Below are 15,966 nucleotides of genomic sequence, written 5' to 3'. Positions count from 1 at the left end.
TGCAGGGTAAAAACCCGACTTTCTGCCGTCATGAATCGCGTGTAGCCTGCACGCATGTTGATCGCCGCTCCCGCACTTTTGCGCCGTGCGCAGGCTGCCCAAGCCCGCGCCGCCGAGCTCCGCCCTTTTTCCCGACGAATTCCGGGCCTTCGCGCCGTCCCTCGAGACCCTGCCTTTGGCATGTTTGGTGCTGCTATTGGCGCACCTTCCGTCGCGCGACACGTTGCCTACCTGTGAAGCCATGCATACTCTTCTGAGCACCCGTCTTACCCGCGCCGCGCTGAAAGCGGCGCGTCCCGCGCGCCGCCACGTCGTGCGTGCGCTGCGTCACCACGCCACGCGCACCCGTGCGTTGGGCGAACAGTGGCGCGATGCCAAAGCAGTCGACGGCATTCGCACCTGGTTCCACACGTTCTTCTCCGCACTGCGTCTGCAAGGCGGTTCGCGCCGCTTCTCGCTGCGCACGCTGCTGCGCAAACCGACGCCACTGCGGCTCACCGCCGCGCAACGTGCACCGGTCGTCGCGCGGCAGAATACGAGCCGCCGCCCGCGCCGTATGTCGACGAGCAGCAGCAGCGGCTGGTTCGTGTTCGCGTTTGCGAGCCGTTAAGACGGGTCTCGGACACGCACCCCGCCGGCATCGCTGGCGCGGATGTCGCACAACGCGGAGTAACCGCACGACGAAGCAGTCACGCAGTACGCAAGGCGATAAAAAACCCCGCCCGGCTCACGCCGGCGGGGTTTTTGTTTGAACGGGGAGCGCGTGCTTATTCGGCGAGCGCGGCAACCGGTTCGGTGCCTGCGGCTTCCGCCAGCGCGAGCGCCTTGTCCGTGGCTTCCCACGTGAATTCCGGCTCTTCGCGGCCGAAGTGACCATAAGCAGCGCTCTTCTCGTAGATCGGGCGCAGCAGGTCGAGCATCTGGATGATGCCCTTCGGCCGCAGGTCGAAATGCTCCTGCACCAGACGCGTGATCGTCGCATCCGACACGCGGCCCGTGCCGAACGTGTTGACCATCACCGAAGTCGGTTGCGCAACGCCGATCGCGTACGACACCTGAATCAGGCAACGCGACGCGAGGCCAGCGGCCACGATGTTCTTCGCGACATAACGGCCTGCATAAGCCGCCGAGCGATCGACCTTCGACGGGTCCTTGCCCGAGAACGCACCACCACCGTGGGGCGCGGCACCGCCGTACGTATCGACGATGATCTTGCGGCCCGTCAGGCCGCAATCGCCTTGCGGGCCGCCAATCACGAAACGGCCGGTCGGGTTCACCAGGAACTTGATGTCGCCCTTGATGAGCTCGGCGGGCAGCGTCGGCTTGATGACTTCTTCGATCACGGCTTCGCGCAGCGTGTCCAGATCGATGTCCGGGGAGTGCTGCGTGGACAGCACGACGGTGTCGATAGAATGCGGCTTGCCGTCGACATAACGCACGGTGACCTGCGACTTCGCATCCGGACGCAGCCAGGGCAGACGGCCGTCGCGGCGCAGATTCGCCTGACGCTCGACCAGACGGTGCGAAAGGTGGATCGGCAGAGGCATCAGTTCCGGCGTTTCTTCACACGCGTAACCGAACATCAGGCCCTGGTCGCCGGCGCCTTGATCGAGGTTGTTGTCGTGCGCGCGATCCACGCCCTGGGCGATGTCCGGCGATTGCTTGTCGTACGCGACGAGCACCGCGCAGCCGCGGTAGTCGATGCCGTAGTCTGTGTTGTCGTAGCCGATGCGCTTGATGGTGTTGCGCGCGACCTGGATGTAATCGACGTTCGCCGTGGTGGTGATTTCACCGGCCAGCACGACCAGACCCGTGTTGCACAGCGTTTCTGCTGCGACACGCGAGTATTTGTCCTGAGCCAGAATCGCGTCGAGAATGGCGTCCGAGATTTGATCCGCGACTTTGTCGGGATGGCCTTCGGAAACGGATTCTGAAGTGAAGAGATAGTCGTTTGCCACGTTGCAGACTCCTGTTTGATGGTTACGGTTGAGTTTCACGTAGCCAGCTTCGGGAGTCTGAAGCGGCGACGCTTTAGCGGATTACTTTGACCGGCCGGCGCATATCACATGGATCGCACCCGCCAGCTTCGCCCCGCAAGTTGTCTATTAACTCGGCGAAGCCCTTATTATAGCGACTTCCTTTGATTGTCACAGAGTGTCCTCGAGTGCGGTATTACGTCAATTCTTCCGCTTTCCTGAAATCGGTCGTGCGCAGCGCCTCTTCTTTCCTGGAGGCAACATGCTGAGCCGCTATGGCGCGAAGCTCGCGATCGGGCTGTTGAGACTTTTTGCACTGCTGCCCTATGGCCTCGTCGCCCGTTTCGGCGACGGGCTCGGCTGGCTGCTCTATCAGATTCCGAGCCGGCGCAAGCGCATCGTGCACACCAATCTGACGCTGTGCTTTCCCGAGTGGAGCGATGAGCGCCGCAAAGACGTCGCACAGAAGCACTTCCGCCACGCGATCCGCAGCTACATCGAACGCAGCGTGCAGTGGTTCGGCTCGGCGAAGAAGCTCGAAAAGTTGATCCAGCTCGACAGCGCGATCGATCTGACGGACCCGAACCTGCCGCCCACGCTGTTTCTCGGCTTTCACTTCGTCGGCATCGAGGCCGGGTCGATCTTCCTGAACTACTCGCTCAAGCGTCAATGCGGCTCGCTGTATCAGCCGATGTCGAACCCGGAACTCGAAGAGGTCGCCAAAGCGGCGCGCGCGCGTTTCGGCGCGGACATGGCGAGCCGCGCCGACAGCGCGCGCATCGTGCTGCGCTGGCTGCGCGATCGCAAGCCGGTGATGCTCGGCGCCGACATGGACTACGGCGCGCGCAATTCCACCTTCGTGCCGTTCTTCGGTGTGCCGACCTGCACGCTGACCGCGGTGGGACGTCTCGCCAAGGTCGGCCACGCGCAGGTCGTGCCGTTCATCGGCGAAGTGCTGCCGAACTACAAGGGTTACCGCCTCAAGGTGTTCAAGCCCTGGGACAACTACCCCACCGGCGACGACGACGCGGACGCGCGACGCATGAACGCCTTCCTCGAAGAACAGATTCCGCTGCTGCCCGAGCAGTACTACTGGGTGCACAAGCGCTTCAAGACACGACCGCCGGGCGTCCCGAGCGTGTACTGACCCGGATCGACCTGAACGACGCCGGCGCGGCCAGCCGGGAAAGCCGCCCGAACGCGGAAATAACGCGGCGTTCGGCGCACCTGCCGGTGCGTCACTTACAATAGCGTGATGAAACTGAAATTCACCAAGATGCACGGCGCGGGCAACGACTTCGTCGTGCTCGACGGCTTCACCCAACCGGTCAATCTGAGCCCGGCGCAGGTGCGCGCGCTCGCGGACCGGCATTTCGGCGTCGGCGCCGATCAATTGCTGCTGGTCGAAAAGCCCACCGTGGATGGCGTCGATTTCAGATATCGCATCTTCAATTGCGACGGCGGCGAGGTCGAGCACTGCGGCAATGGCGCGCGCTGCTTCGTCAAGTTCGTGCGCGACCGCGGCCTGACCGATCGGCGCAGCGTGCGCGTGCAAGTGCAAAAGGGCACCATTACGCTGACCGAGCAGGACAACGGTGAAGTGCTGGTCGACATGGGCGCGCCGGTGTTCGACCCGGAGCGCGTGCCGTTCGCCACCAAAGGCCTCGAAGGCCGCCGCCAGGGCGCGGACACGCTCTGGCCGCTCGACGTAAGCGGCACGACGCGCTGGGTTTCAGTGGTGTCGATGGGCAATCCGCATGCGGTGCAGGTGGTCGACGACGTCGAAGCTTTCCCGGTGCTGGTCGAAGGCCCCGTGATCGAACGCCATGCGCGCTTCCCGCAGCGAGTGAACGCGGGCTTCATGCAGATCGTCGGCCGCAGCGAGATCAAGCTGCGCGTGTATGAACGCGGCGCGGGCGAAACGCTCGCCTGCGGCACGGGCGCCTGCGCGGCGGTCGCGGCGGGCATCCGGCGCGGGCTGCTGGACGCGCCGGTGCTGGTCCACACGCACGGCGGCAAGCTGACGATCACGTGGGACAGTACCCGCGAGGGCGAACCGCTGCTGATGGCGGGCCCCGCAGCCACCGTTTTCGAAGGCGAGATCGAACTGGCCGACTCGTTGGCCGCTTAAACTCATTGACCGATGCGCCGCCCTTGGGGCGTCGTCCTGTAGTCCTTTAGCCGAAACCATGAACGATCGCGAAGTCGCCGAATACCTGCTCGCCAACCCCGAATTCTTCGCCGAACACGCGGAAATCCTAGCGACCATCCGGCTCGGGAACCCGCACGGCAAAGCCGCGGTGTCGCTACAGGAACGGCAGATGGAAATGCTGCGCGACAAGAACAAGCATCTCGAACGGCGTCTCGCCGAACTGCTGCGTTACGGCCACGAGAACGACAGCATCGCGTCGAAATTCAACCGCTGGACCATCCGCGTGATGGCCGAGCGCGATCCGTACGCGCTGCCGCGCACGATCGCCACCGGCTTGCGCGAGATTTTCGACGTGCCGCAGGCCGCGCTGCGCGTGTGGGACGTGGCCGAGCCTTACGCTCAGGCCGACTTCGCGCGCCACGTCGGCGAGGAAGTGCGCATTTTCGCGAGCAGTCTCACGACGCCGTATTGCGGCGCGAACACCGGCTTCGAAGCCGCGCAGTGGCTGACTCCGGCGGTCAACGCGGTGGCGGACGAGAGCGCACCCGGCAATGCCACGTCCGAGTCGGCGCACGCCACCGAATCGATTGCGTTGCTCGCGCTGCGCGACCCGGAGGCCAACGAAGAAGCGCCCACCTTCGGTCTGCTGGTGATGGGCTCGGCCGATTCGCGCCGCTTCCACGACGGCATGGCCACCGATTTCCTGACGCAGATCGGCGCACTGGCCAGCGCCGCGCTGAGCCGTCTGCTGCCGCGCTGAGCCGCGCTCGCTCGCCCGCACGCGCCCAGGCCCACCACCGTGACCGCCGCCGATCCGATCGCCGCCTATCTGTCGAATCTCGAACATGAGCGGCGGTTGTCGGCGCATACGTTGCGCGGCTACACCCATGAACTCGCAGAGCTCAGGCTGCTGGCCAAAGGGCGGCCACTCGAAAGCCTGAGCGCCGTCGACATCCGCGGCGCCGTGGCGCGCGCCCATGCGGGCGGCCTGACGGCGCGCTCGATCAGTCACCGGCTGTCGGCGTGGCGTGCGTTTTATCGCTGGCTCGCCGGACGCGTCGATCTGCCGGCCAACCCTGTCGCCACCGTGCGCGCGCCGAAGCAGGCGAGGACGCTGCCCAAGGCCCTTTCCGTCGACGACGCCACGCGCCTGATGGAAACGCCGCCCGCCGCATCGCCCGAAGGTCTGCGCGATCACGCGATGCTCGAACTGTTTTACTCGTCCGGTCTGCGCCTGGCGGAGCTGGTCGGCCTCGACGCCCGTTTCGCCGATGCCGGGGGCTACCGCTCCGCCGGCTGGCTCAAGCTGGAGTCCGCCGAAGTCGAAGTGCTCGGCAAGGGCAACCGGCGCCGCGTCGTGCCGGTCGGCAGCAAGGCGCTCGACGCGCTGAACGCGTGGCTCGCGGTGCGCAGCCAGATGGTGAAGCACGATCCGCATCCGCTGTTTCTGTCGGCGCGCGGCAACCGGCTGTCGCCGAATGTCGTGCGTGAACGCGTGAAGCGCGCGGCGCTAGTCGCGGGCATTCCAGCCAATGTGCATCCGCACGTGCTGCGGCATTCGTTCGCGACGCACGTGCTGCAGTCGAGCGGCGATCTACGCGCGGTGCAGGAACTGCTCGGCCATGCCAGCATCACCGCTACGCAGGTCTACACCGCGCTCGATTTCCAGCACCTCGCCCACGTCTACGACCAGGCGCATCCGCGCGCCAAAAAACGCGACTGACGCCGCGTGTTGCGGCGTGTAGTCTCCTGCGCTTTCGCTTCACTCGCTGCGTGCGCGTTGCCACGCGGCCCATTGCTCTGCTGACATCCTGATGAATACCGTTACGCTCAAACCGTCGAAAGAAAAATCGCTGCTGCGCCGCCATCCGTGGGTTTATGCCAACGCGATCGACCGCGTCGATGGCCATCCCGCGCCCGGCGCGACCGTGCTGGTGCGCGCGCACGACGGCCGCTTTCTCGCGCGCGCCGCCTACAGCCCGCATTCGCAGATCCGCGCGCGCGTGTGGAGCTTCGACGAAACCGAGCCGATCGATCACGCGTTTTTCAAGCGCCGCGTGCAGCGCGCGCTCGCGCATCGTCAGACGATGGTGCACGACACCGGCGCGGTACGGCTGATTTTCGGCGAAGCGGACGGACTGCCCGGCCTGATCGTCGATCATTACGTCGCCGAGGACGCAGGCCAGCGCAGTCAGATCGTCTGCCAGTTCATGGCGGCGGGTGTCGAGGCGTGGAAGGAAGCGATCGTCGCGGCACTGGTCGGCGCGACGGGCTGCCCGAATGTCTACGAACGTTCGGACGTGTCGATTCGCCAGAAGGAAGGACTCGAACAGATCACCGGCGTGCTGGCGGGCGAGGCGCCGTCGGACGCGTTGATTTCGAGCGAAAACGGCGTGCGCTATCACGTCGACGTGCGCAACGGCCACAAAACCGGCTTTTACGTCGATCAGCGCGACAACCGCCTGCTGGTGCAGCAGCTCGCGCAGGATCGCGACGTGCTGAACTGCTTCTGCTACACCGGCGGATTCTCGCTGGCCGCGTTAAAGGGTGGCGCGAAGCGGGTGGTTTCGATCGATTCGTCGGGCGAAGCACTGGCCCTCGCCCAGCAGAACGTGGCGGCCAACGGCTTCGACGCCGAACGCGCCACCTGGCTCGACGCCGACGCGTTCAAGACGCTGCGCCGCCTGTACGACGAAGGCGAGCGCTTCGACCTGATCGTGCTCGATCCGCCGAAATTCGCGCCGTCGCGTGAACACGTGGATCGCGCGTCGCGCGCTTACAAGGACATCAATCTGACCGGCCTGAAGCTGCTGCGCCCGGGCGGCTTGCTGTTCACCTACTCGTGCTCGGGCGCGATCGATTCCGACCTGTTCCAGAAGATCGTCTCCAGCGCGGCCGCCGACGCGCGCGTCGATGCGCGCATTCTCAAGCGCCTCGGCGCGGGCGTGGATCATCCGCTGCTCACGGCGTTCCCGGAAGGCGAATACCTGAAGGGTCTGCTGTTGCAAATCGCCTGATCGCCCATAATTTGAGCTTAATTTTCAGGCTCATTTCGCGCGCGGGCGGCCCTGGCGCCAGCGGGCGCGAACCCCGGCCGTCAGCGCGGGCTTGACAGATATGTTTCAATAACCGGCTAGACAGGGCTGCGCGCCATCCGGCCGCCGCGCCCGGCTACGCTTTCGATCACGCACCGTTTCACGAACTACAGGCGACCAACATGCTCCCAGTCACCATCCTGACCGGCTTTCTCGGCAGCGGCAAAACCACCCTGCTCAAGCGCATCCTGAACGAAAAGCACGGCATGAAGATCGCCGTCATCGAGAACGAGTTCGGCGAAGAGAACATCGACAACGAAATCCTCGTGCAGGACACCAGCGAGCAGATCATTCAGATGAGCAACGGCTGCATCTGCTGCACGATTCGCGGCGACCTGTCGCGCGTGCTCGGCGATCTGGCGGCGAAGAAACAGGCGGGCGAAGTGGACTTCGACCGCGTCGTGATCGAAACCACCGGTCTCGCGAATCCGGGCCCGGTCGCGCAGACGTTCTTCATGGACGACCAGATCGCCAGCGAGTTTCTGCTCGACGCGATCATCACGCTGGTCGACGCGAAGCACGCGAACCATCAGCTGGACGAGCACGAAGTGGTGCAGCGCCAGGTCGGTTTCGCCGACCGCCTGTTCATCACCAAGGCCGACCTGGTCGACGAAAAGCACGTGAGTGATCTGCGCCACCGTCTGCTGCACATGAACCCGAAGGCGGCGATCAAGGTCGTCAATTTCGGCGAAGCGGACATCAAGGAAATTTTCGATCTGCGCGGCTTCAACCTGAATTCGAAGCTGGAAATCGACCCGGACTTCCTCGCCGAAGACGAGCACGCGCACAGCCACGCTCACGCGCACGACGAGCACGGCCATACGCATGAGGACCACGATCACGAAAACTGCGATCACGACCACGGCCATTGCGACCACGAAGGCCACGATCACGCGCACCATCGCCACGCGCATCACGACGACAAGATCAAGTCGTTCGTGTACCGCAACGATCGTCCGTTCGATCCGAACAAGCTCGAAGATTTCCTCGGCGGCATTCTGCAGATTTATGGCGAGCGCCTGCTGCGCTACAAGGGCGTGCTGTACATGAAGGGCGTCGATCGCAAGGTCGTGTTCCAGGGCGTGCATCAGATGATGGGCAGCGATCTGGCCGCGAAATGGCAGCCGGTCGAGAAGAAGACCAACAAGATGGTGTTCATCGGCATCGAACTGCCGCAAGACCTGATCACCGACGGTCTGGACGCCTGTCTCGCCTAAGCTTCAGGCGCTTGCCGTGCTGCGTCAGCGGCACGGCACAAGGCGTGCTTGCGCGCTCAACGCACGCGCCACCCAGGCACGGCGAGAATCATCTGCTGAATGCGCGCGACGCCCGTTGCAAGCCCGCGAAAAAGTCACGCGGATGAAAAGCGCGTGAAAACCCTGCTGTATTAATACGTTCACGACCATCGCTTTTTGGTCGTGCGCGCGTTATATTTTCGGGATATCAGTGCGCTGCAAGCAGATTTTCGCTGGATGCGGTGCCGGATTGTGATTCAGTTACAATACGTGCCCACTGGAGAATGACAACGAATTGCCCGGTCAGCGCGTAGGCCGCGCCGGGCCTGAAGCGGCGCCGGAAAAGCTTGTCCGGGGAAATACGCCGATCATGCCGGCTGGCACTGCCTGAAAAGGTGCGCTGCCGGCAAGCAATACCTCAGGAGCATTTGAGAATCGGTTTCCAGAGGAGTTCGGCCCCGCATTGGCGTTGCGACGCCCGGCGTGTGGGCGCCAGGCGCTTCGGCGTCACGACAGTCCACCGTTCGTGCCCGCCTTCGCGCTTCCGCGTCCTCAAGGCGCCTTTGCGGGCAATACGAAAGTGCGGGCACTATGTAAGAGTTTTGCCTCACATTGAAGAAGTAAGCCAGATGACGACGAAACGACTCTTGACCGAAGCCGAAATCCTGAAGATGAGCGACAAGGATTACATGAATGAGGATCAGCTCGCCTTCTTCAAGAACAAGCTCGAACAGCTGCAGGCGGACATTCTCCGCAATGCCGGCCAGACGACCGAGAACCTGCGCGAAACCGTAATCGTGCCGGACCCGGCCGACCGTGCAACGATCGAGGAAGAGCATGCGCTCGAACTGCGCACGCGCGACCGCGAGCGCAAGCTGCTGAAGAAGGTGCAGCAATCGATCGCGCGCATCGATTCCGGCGACTACGGCTGGTGCGAGGAAACCGGTGAGCCGATTGGCATTCCGCGTCTGCTCGCGCGGCCCACGGCAACCCTGTCGCTCGAAGCACAGGAACGCCGCGAACTGCGCCAGAAGCTGTTCGGCGACTGAACGCCTGTGGCGCGGCTTCGGCTCCGCGCCCTGACACGCTGCTTCGTCGAGAGGCGCACGGTGAAACGTGCGCCTTTTTTCTTTTGTACGGCGCTGTTTTGTGCCGCGCTATGAAGACGGTTTCAAGCCCGTCGTCGACCGGTATCGCCGATGTGATTCGGCGTCCAGAGGCTATCGTTTTTCGCGACGCGAGTCGCCTTGCGACGAAGCTCGCTCCTTTGCGCCGCGCCCCGCTGCACCATCGCAGCGCACGCACCAAATCCCCGGTTTTTTGTCTTATGCCATTCGGCAGCTCTTGATATGACCGTGCACGCCCTAAAATAAATCGGACATGCGCTGCACGAGCGCGCCGACCGGTCGAATTTCAGCGTCGCGCGCCGTCCGTTTTCAGGATTCATGCGGTAGCGCGTCGCGCTGCCGTGTCCTACCCGTTTTGCAAAGAGGAACGCATATGGAGCAATTTCACGGCACGACGATCGTCTCCGTGCGCCGCGGCGACAAGGTCGCGCTCGGCGGTGACGGCCAGGTGACGCTGGGCAACATCGTCATGAAAGGCGGTGCGAAGAAGGTCCGGCGCATCTATAGCGGCAAGGTGCTGGTCGGCTTCGCCGGCGGCACGGCCGACGCCTTCTCGCTGCTCGACCGCTTCGAAGCGAAGCTGGAAAAACATCAGGGCAACCTCACGCGCGCCGCAGTTGAGCTCGCGAAAGACTGGCGCACCGACCGCATGCTGCGTCGTCTGGAAGCGATGCTGATCACCGCCGACGCGACCACTACCCTCGTCATCACCGGCAACGGCGACGTGCTCGATCCGGAAGGCGGCATCTGCGCGATCGGCTCGGGCGGCGCCTACGCGCAAGCCGCCGCGAAAGCGCTCGCCGACAACACCGAGCTGTCGCCCCGCGAAATCGTGGAGAAGTCGTTGGAGATTGCCGGCGACATGTGCATCTACACGAACCACAACCGCGTTATCGAGACGATCGAGTAAGGACCCACGATGAGCACAATGACCCCTGCCGAGATCGTCTCCGAACTCGACAAACACATCATCGGCCAAGGCCGCGCGAAAAAAGCCGTGGCCGTCGCGCTGCGCAACCGCTGGCGCCGTCAGCAGGTCGAAGACCCGTTGCGCCAGGAAATCACGCCGAAAAACATTCTGATGATCGGACCGACCGGCGTCGGCAAGACCGAAATCGCGCGGCGTCTCGCGAAGCTGGCGGACGCGCCGTTCATCAAGATCGAAGCGACCAAGTTCACGGAAGTGGGCTACGTGGGCCGCGACGTCGACAGCATCGTGCGCGATCTGATCGAGATTTCGGTCAAGCAGACTCGCGAAACGGAAATGCGCAAAGTGCGGACCAAGGCCGGCGACCAGGCTGAAGACCGCATCCTCGACATCCTGCTGCCGAGCGCGCGCCCGGTCGGCTTCGGTGCGAGTTCGAGCGCCGCCGACACCGCCGACGAAAGCAGCAGCACGCGTCAAACGTTCCGCAAGCGTCTGCGCGAAGGCCTCCTCGACGACAAGGAAATCGAACTCGACGTCGAACAGCCGCAAGCAGGCATGGACATCATGGGCCCCCCGGGCATGGAAGACATGACCGAGCAGATCCGTTCGATGTTCGCGAACATCGGCGGCGGCAAGAAGACGCGCCGCAAGATGAAGGTGAAGGAAGCGCTGAAGGTGCTCACCGACGAAGAAGCCGGCAAGATGCTCAACGACGAAGAGGTGAAAACCAAGGCGGTGCAGAACGTCGAGCAGAACGGCATCGTGTTTCTCGACGAGATCGACAAGATCGCCTCGCGCAACGAAGCAGGCGGCGGTGAAGTGTCCCGCCAGGGTGTGCAGCGCGATCTGCTGCCGCTCGTCGAAGGCACCACGATCAACACCAAGTACGGCATGGTGAAGACCGATCACATTCTGTTCATCGCGAGCGGCGCGTTCCATCTGGCCAAGCCGAGCGACCTGATTCCCGAACTGCAAGGCCGTTTTCCGATTCGCGTCGAACTCGACTCGCTGTCGGTGAACGACTTCGAATCGATCCTAGTGTCCACCGATGCGAGCCTCGTCAAGCAGTATCAGGCACTACTCGCCACCGAAGACGTGCATCTCGAATTCGCCGAGGACGGAATTCGCCGTCTGGCCGAAATCGCTTACTCGGTGAACGAGAAGACCGAGAACATCGGCGCGCGGCGTCTTTACACGGTCATCGAAAAACTGCTCGAAGAGGTGTCGTTCTCGGCGGGCAATCACTCGGGCAGAGCCGTGCAGATCGATGCGGCGTATGTCGATCGCGCGCTGAACGAAGTAGCGGAAGACGAAGACTTGTCGCGTTACGTGCTGTGATATCCGTGCCGATGCACAGGCTGGGTCAGGTTATCCACATTGCCTGACCCAGATCAAATCTGACGCACAAAAAAACGGGCTGCCTGATCGAAGGCAGCCCGTTTTCTTTTGTCACACTGCCTACGTCGAAGCAGAACGACTTACTGTTTGACCGGCCGCTTCGCCAGCTTGCGCTGCAACGTTCGACGATGCATGTTCAACGCCCGCGCCGTGGCCGAAATATTGCCGCCGTGCTCGGCCAGCACACGCTGAATATGCTCCCACTCCAGGCGCGCCACCGACAAAGGCGTGGGATGCTCGATCGCTTCTTCCGCTTGCAGCACGCTCGCTTCGGTTTGCAGCGCCGACAGAATCGTCTCGACGTTGGCCGGCTTTGCGAGGTAATTGTCCGCGCCGTCCTTCACCGCTTGCACCGCTGTGGCGATGCTCGCATAGCCGGTCAACACCAGCATGCGCGCGTCGGGCTGCAGATCGCGCAACGGCGCGACGAGCGTCAAGCCCGAGTCGTTGCCGAGATGCAGATCCACTGTGATCTGGCTGAACTTCTGCTGGTTCGCGAGCTTGATCGCCTCGTCCGCGTTGTGCGCTTCGCTCACCGTGTAACCGCGCCGCGTCAGACCGCGAGCGAGGATGCCGGAGAACACCTCATCGTCGTCGATCACCAGAAAATTCTTTTCGCTCATGCCTGTTTCTCCGTGTTGGATGGCGTGGCGCCTTGACGGCCCGTGCCAGAAAATTTGCGCCCGCCGGCGAGCGGAAGTTTCAGCACCGCACGCGTGCCGCGCGGCTTGATCGCGCTGACGTCGGTCAGCTCGATCGAACCTCTCAGACGCGACGCCGCCGAGAAGGCCAGATAAAGGCCCACGCCGTGACCGCCCTGTGTGCTGTCCACCGGCATCGCGCCAAGCGAGCCGCGCAGTGCGGCCGGAATGCCCGGGCCCGCGTCGCAGACTTCGAACACGATTTTCTCGCCGCGCGGATCGAGCGCGCACGACAGCGTCACGTGATCGCGGCTCGCACGCGCGGCGTTGTCGAGCAGAATCGTGAGGATCTGGCTGACGGCCACCGTGTCGTCGAGACTGACATCCGCGGGCGGTGCGCCGATCCGTTCGAACTTCACATGCGGATGACGCAGGCGCCACTGCTCGGCAAACGATTCGAGCCACTCGCCGACCGGCTGCCGATTGGTCGTCGTCGACGCGCGGCTGCGCAAGCGGGCCAGCGCCGACGTGCATAGCGTCATCTGCTGTTCGAGCAATTCGAGGTCGGCGCTGTAAGGCGCGAGCCCTTTGTCGCTGCGTGCCGCGTCGCGTAGTTCTTCGGACAACATCGCGATTGTAGACAGAGGCGTACCGATTTCGTGAGCGACGGTGGCGGCCTGCACGCCGAGCGCGACCGCGCGTTCGTCCTGAAGCAAGCGCTGCTGCGCTTCTCCGAGCGCTGCGTCACGTAGCCGCAGAGCCCGCGACATGCGCGCGACGAACCATGCAATCAGCCCGACGCTGACCATGAAGTTGACCCACATGCCGGCGCGGTAGTATTCGAAGAGATTCGCGGGGTTGTCGAGATTCAGCGGCACGGAATCGAAACCGAGCACCGCGTAGCAGGCCACGGCAAACGCCGCGAGCCAGGCCATCAGTTGCCACGGCAACACCGCGGCGGCGATCGCGAGCGACGGCAGGTACAGCGAAACGAATGGATTGGTGGTGCCGCCGGAGAGAAACAACAACGCGGACAACGCGCCGAGATCGACCCAGATCTGGCCGAACAATTCCATGTTCGACTCGGGCCGTTGCTGCGAAACGCGCCACCATGTGAGCGCGTTGAACAGCACTTCGAGCGCAATCACGAGCAGCATCGCGGGCAGCGGCAGGTTCACGCCGATGAAGATCTGCACGAATGCGATCGTCATGAGCTGACCGATGATGGCGAGGCTGCGCAGCCAGAACAGATGGCCAAGATTGACCCGGCCGGTGTTGGTTATACGGTGCATCACTTTAGTCTACCCGTTCGGACTACTCCGACTTACTTTGCAGCGGTGCCGCCAGTAAAATGTTGCTTTTGCCACAGCATCGCAGGGGCCGGTCTTTCGCCATCGGCGCCTGCGCCGCGCAACCGTCCCATGCCGCCCACCTCCGACCGCGAAGCCGACGCCTCATCAGCTTTCCTGAATTATTTGCGCGATGCCGCCGCAGCGAGAGAAAGCGGAAACGCGGCAACGGAGGCCGCCTGTTTCGAGGCAGCGGCGCAATTGCATCCCCTCGACGACACTTCTCTCGCAGCGCTCATCACAAGCTTCTCCGAACAGCATCGTCATCAGGACGCGATCGAACTCGCCGCCATTATTGCTCAACTCGATCCACACCGCGCTCTGACGCACTTTCGTCTCGGCTTCGCGCTGCAGATGGCCAATCTGCATCGCGAAGCCGTCGCCCCGTATCGCCGCGCGCTCGTCATCGAGCCGACCTTGCCACAATTGCGCAACAATCTCGCCGCCGCGCTGATACTCAGCGGCGGGGACCTGGATGAACGACGGGCGTTGCTGGAAAGCGCGGTCCGCGACGAACCCGGCAATGGCGACGGCTGGATCAATCTCACCAACACCTATCGCTTGAGCATGGACCTGCCGCATGCGCTGGAGGCGGGCGCGCGCGCCATGCAATGCGCGCCGCACAGCCCGCTGTCGCATAACAACTATGCGCTGGCGTTACGCGAAGCGCAACGCTGGAGCGAAGCCGAACAAGCCGCGACAACCGCCTACAGCCTGGCTCCGCACGACGCCACCATGCGCGCCGCTCTCGGGATGCTGCAGCTCATGCGCGGCGACTACGCGAACGGCTGGCTGTCGCACGAGGCGCGTTGGGACGGCTCGCAGGAACTCCGCGGTGGCCGTCCACAGATGGCGGCACCCACCTGGCGTGGCGAACCGCTCGCGGGCAAGACTCTGCTGGTGTGGGGCGAACAGGGCATGGGCGACCTCCTGCAATTCTGCCGCTATATCCCGATGCTGGCCGAGCGTGTTCATCGCGAGGGCGGCCGATTGTCGTGGAATTCGTTTCCGCACATGGGCGCGCTGCTTGCGCGCAGCCTCGGCAGCCACGTGGACGAGTACTCCGCCGGCGGCGGCATCGAAACGCTGCCGCCGTTCGACTATGAGATTCCGCTGCTCAGCCTGCCATTGATCTTCGAGACGCGCGAGGAGACGATTCCGGCTGCGTCGCCGTATCTTTTTGCGCAAGCGTCAGCGCGCGACTCGTGGCGCAAGCGGCTCGGCGGGGAATCACGGCTCAAGGTCGGGCTCACGTGGACCGGCAGCCTTGGCCATCAGCGCAATCCGTTCCGGCGTGTCGGTTGGGAACGCTATGCGGCCCATTTCGGCGGCATGCAGGACGTGGCGTTCTACTCGCTGCAACCGGGCGCGGACGCCGACGTGGCCGCCGCGCGAGCGGCCGGCCTGCCGATGACCGACCACACCGCCGAATTCACGACCTTCGACGACACGGCCGCGTTCGTCAGCGAACTCGATCTGGTCATCACGGTGTGCACGTCCGTCGCGCATTTGAGCGGTGCGCTCGGCCAGCGCACGTGGGTGCTGCTCGACGTCAATCCGCACTGGGTCTGGCTGCTCGAACGCAACGACAGCCCGTGGTATCCGAGCGCGGCGCTGTACCGGCAGCCGCAGTTCGGCGAATGGGAGCCGGCGCTGGAAGCCGTCGCCCGCGACCTGCACGCGCTGGCCGCCCAGCATCGCACGGCCTAGCGCTGCGGCATTTCGCCGATGGAGTGTCGGCCTCGCCGCAAGCTGCAGCCAGCTCAGGCCGAGCCGGCGCCCGGTCCCCCGCGAGCGGCTTGCGCAATCTCCCCGGCCAGACATTCGGGACACAAACACGGGCGCGCCGGATCGAGTCTGTCCGCCTGTAACGACGGCATCTCGCGGCACCAGCACTCGAACGGCTGCGCATGCCTGCCGCAATCGAACGCAGTACCGCAGCGCGGACAGCGCGGGCTGTTGGTCGAACGGGAAGCGGACGGTTTCATGACGGGCTGGGACGTGCGCCGAGGCATTGATGAGGAGATGATGCCACGGCTGGCGAGCCTGCGTGAGTCGTCCATTC

The 15,966-nt window shown here is 63.9% G+C and carries 15 protein-coding genes; 11 read left to right on the top strand and 4 right to left on the bottom strand.

Going from position 1 to position 15,966, the window contains the following annotated elements:
• Window positions 1–241: 241 nt before the first annotated feature.
• Window positions 242–610 carry a hypothetical protein gene (locus ACZ9H4_RS23600; RefSeq protein ID WP_408155924.1) on the top strand — a complete coding sequence of 123 codons (369 nt, stop codon included), beginning with the start codon at window positions 242–244 and terminating at the stop codon, window positions 608–610.
• 157 nt (window positions 611–767) lie between these two features.
• Here the strand turns inward: ACZ9H4_RS23600 and metK are convergent, their stop codons facing one another.
• A complete protein-coding gene (gene metK, locus ACZ9H4_RS23595) occupies window positions 768–1,958 on the bottom strand; it encodes a methionine adenosyltransferase (protein WP_408139693.1) in 1,191 nt (396 codons plus the stop codon).
• Between the two features lie 280 nt (window positions 1,959–2,238).
• Here metK and ACZ9H4_RS23590 point away from each other — a divergent pair, with 280 nt between their 5' ends.
• From ACZ9H4_RS23590 to hslU, 9 genes are all read left to right on the top strand, one after another.
• On the top strand, window positions 2,239–3,123 hold the full coding sequence (locus tag ACZ9H4_RS23590) for a lipid A biosynthesis lauroyl acyltransferase (RefSeq protein WP_408139695.1): 885 nt from the start codon (window positions 2,239–2,241) through the stop codon (window positions 3,121–3,123).
• A gap of 108 nt (window positions 3,124–3,231) precedes the next feature.
• Entirely contained in the window at window positions 3,232–4,107 is an 876-nt protein-coding gene (dapF, locus tag ACZ9H4_RS23585; RefSeq protein ID WP_408155928.1) for a diaminopimelate epimerase, read from the top strand.
• Between the two features lie 58 nt (window positions 4,108–4,165).
• Window positions 4,166–4,888 (top strand): DUF484 family protein, encoded by a 723-nt coding sequence (locus ACZ9H4_RS23580; RefSeq protein ID WP_476121146.1) that lies wholly within the window; start codon window positions 4,166–4,168, stop codon window positions 4,886–4,888.
• A gap of 39 nt (window positions 4,889–4,927) precedes the next feature.
• Window positions 4,928–5,851 (top strand): tyrosine recombinase XerC, encoded by a 924-nt coding sequence (gene xerC / locus ACZ9H4_RS23575; RefSeq protein WP_408139700.1) that lies wholly within the window; start codon window positions 4,928–4,930, stop codon window positions 5,849–5,851.
• Between the two features lie 91 nt (window positions 5,852–5,942).
• Window positions 5,943–7,145 carry a class I SAM-dependent rRNA methyltransferase gene (locus ACZ9H4_RS23570; RefSeq protein WP_408139702.1) on the top strand — a complete coding sequence of 401 codons (1,203 nt, stop codon included), beginning with the start codon at window positions 5,943–5,945 and terminating at the stop codon, window positions 7,143–7,145.
• 200 nt (window positions 7,146–7,345) lie between these two features.
• Complete coding sequence (locus ACZ9H4_RS23565) at window positions 7,346–8,440, top strand: CobW family GTP-binding protein (protein ID WP_476121143.1); 1,095 nt, start codon at window positions 7,346–7,348, stop codon at window positions 8,438–8,440.
• A gap of 647 nt (window positions 8,441–9,087) precedes the next feature.
• Window positions 9,088–9,507, top strand: a complete 420-nt coding sequence (gene dksA, locus ACZ9H4_RS23560) for an RNA polymerase-binding protein DksA (protein ID WP_012431412.1) — start codon at window positions 9,088–9,090, stop codon at window positions 9,505–9,507.
• Window positions 9,508–9,958: 451 nt separating this feature from the next.
• Entirely contained in the window at window positions 9,959–10,495 is a 537-nt protein-coding gene (gene hslV / locus ACZ9H4_RS23555) for an ATP-dependent protease subunit HslV (RefSeq protein WP_408139706.1), read from the top strand.
• A gap of 9 nt (window positions 10,496–10,504) precedes the next feature.
• Window positions 10,505–11,851 carry an ATP-dependent protease ATPase subunit HslU gene (gene hslU / locus ACZ9H4_RS23550; protein ID WP_476121140.1) on the top strand — a complete coding sequence of 449 codons (1,347 nt, stop codon included), beginning with the start codon at window positions 10,505–10,507 and terminating at the stop codon, window positions 11,849–11,851.
• Window positions 11,852–11,991: 140 nt separating this feature from the next.
• Here hslU and ACZ9H4_RS23545 read toward each other — a convergent pair whose 3' ends face one another.
• Entirely contained in the window at window positions 11,992–12,534 is a 543-nt protein-coding gene (locus ACZ9H4_RS23545; protein WP_408139710.1) for a response regulator transcription factor, read from the bottom strand.
• Entirely contained in the window at window positions 12,531–13,844 is a 1,314-nt protein-coding gene (locus tag ACZ9H4_RS23540) for an ATP-binding protein (RefSeq protein ID WP_408323129.1), read from the bottom strand. Before ACZ9H4_RS23540 ends, ACZ9H4_RS23545 begins: the two co-directional genes overlap by 4 nt.
• A gap of 129 nt (window positions 13,845–13,973) precedes the next feature.
• On the opposite strand from ACZ9H4_RS23540, the gene ACZ9H4_RS23535 reads away from it, so the two are divergent.
• Complete coding sequence (locus ACZ9H4_RS23535; protein WP_476121137.1) at window positions 13,974–15,611, top strand: hypothetical protein; 1,638 nt, start codon at window positions 13,974–13,976, stop codon at window positions 15,609–15,611.
• Between the two features lie 53 nt (window positions 15,612–15,664).
• Here ACZ9H4_RS23535 and ACZ9H4_RS23530 read toward each other — a convergent pair whose 3' ends face one another.
• Window positions 15,665–15,889: a cysteine-rich CWC family protein gene (locus ACZ9H4_RS23530; RefSeq protein WP_408139716.1), complete on the bottom strand. Its 225-nt coding sequence runs from the start codon at window positions 15,887–15,889 to the stop codon at window positions 15,665–15,667.
• Window positions 15,890–15,966: the final 77 nt, after the last annotated feature.

This window comes from Paraburkholderia sp. TE9906 (assembly GCF_056279605.1).
Note: the sequence above shows the minus strand (reverse complement) of the source record. Positions and strands in the feature narration are given on the sequence as shown.

Excerpts from the sequence above, each read along its gene's own strand:
- ACZ9H4_RS23570 (WP_408139702.1), top strand. The coding sequence starts at position 5,943 with ATGAATACCGTTACGCTCAAACCGTCGAAAGAAAAATCGCTGCTGCGC.
- ACZ9H4_RS23600 (WP_408155924.1), top strand. The coding sequence starts at position 242 with ATGCATACTCTTCTGAGCACCCGTCTTACCCGCGCCGCGCTGAAAGCG.
- ACZ9H4_RS23535 (WP_476121137.1), top strand. The coding sequence starts at position 13,974 with ATGCCGCCCACCTCCGACCGCGAAGCCGACGCCTCATCAGCTTTCCTG.
- dksA (WP_012431412.1), top strand. The coding sequence starts at position 9,088 with ATGACGACGAAACGACTCTTGACCGAAGCCGAAATCCTGAAGATGAGC.
- ACZ9H4_RS23565 (WP_476121143.1), top strand. The coding sequence starts at position 7,346 with ATGCTCCCAGTCACCATCCTGACCGGCTTTCTCGGCAGCGGCAAAACC.
- ACZ9H4_RS23580 (WP_476121146.1), top strand. The coding sequence starts at position 4,166 with ATGAACGATCGCGAAGTCGCCGAATACCTGCTCGCCAACCCCGAATTC.
- ACZ9H4_RS23545 (WP_408139710.1), bottom strand. The coding sequence starts at position 12,534 with ATGAGCGAAAAGAATTTTCTGGTGATCGACGACGATGAGGTGTTCTCC.
- hslV (WP_408139706.1), top strand. The coding sequence starts at position 9,959 with ATGGAGCAATTTCACGGCACGACGATCGTCTCCGTGCGCCGCGGCGAC.
- hslU (WP_476121140.1), top strand. The coding sequence starts at position 10,505 with ATGAGCACAATGACCCCTGCCGAGATCGTCTCCGAACTCGACAAACAC.
- ACZ9H4_RS23540 (WP_408323129.1), bottom strand. The coding sequence starts at position 13,844 with ATGCACCGTATAACCAACACCGGCCGGGTCAATCTTGGCCATCTGTTC.
- ACZ9H4_RS23530 (WP_408139716.1), bottom strand. The coding sequence starts at position 15,889 with ATGAAACCGTCCGCTTCCCGTTCGACCAACAGCCCGCGCTGTCCGCGC.
- dapF (WP_408155928.1), top strand. The coding sequence starts at position 3,232 with ATGAAACTGAAATTCACCAAGATGCACGGCGCGGGCAACGACTTCGTC.
- ACZ9H4_RS23590 (WP_408139695.1), top strand. The coding sequence starts at position 2,239 with ATGCTGAGCCGCTATGGCGCGAAGCTCGCGATCGGGCTGTTGAGACTT.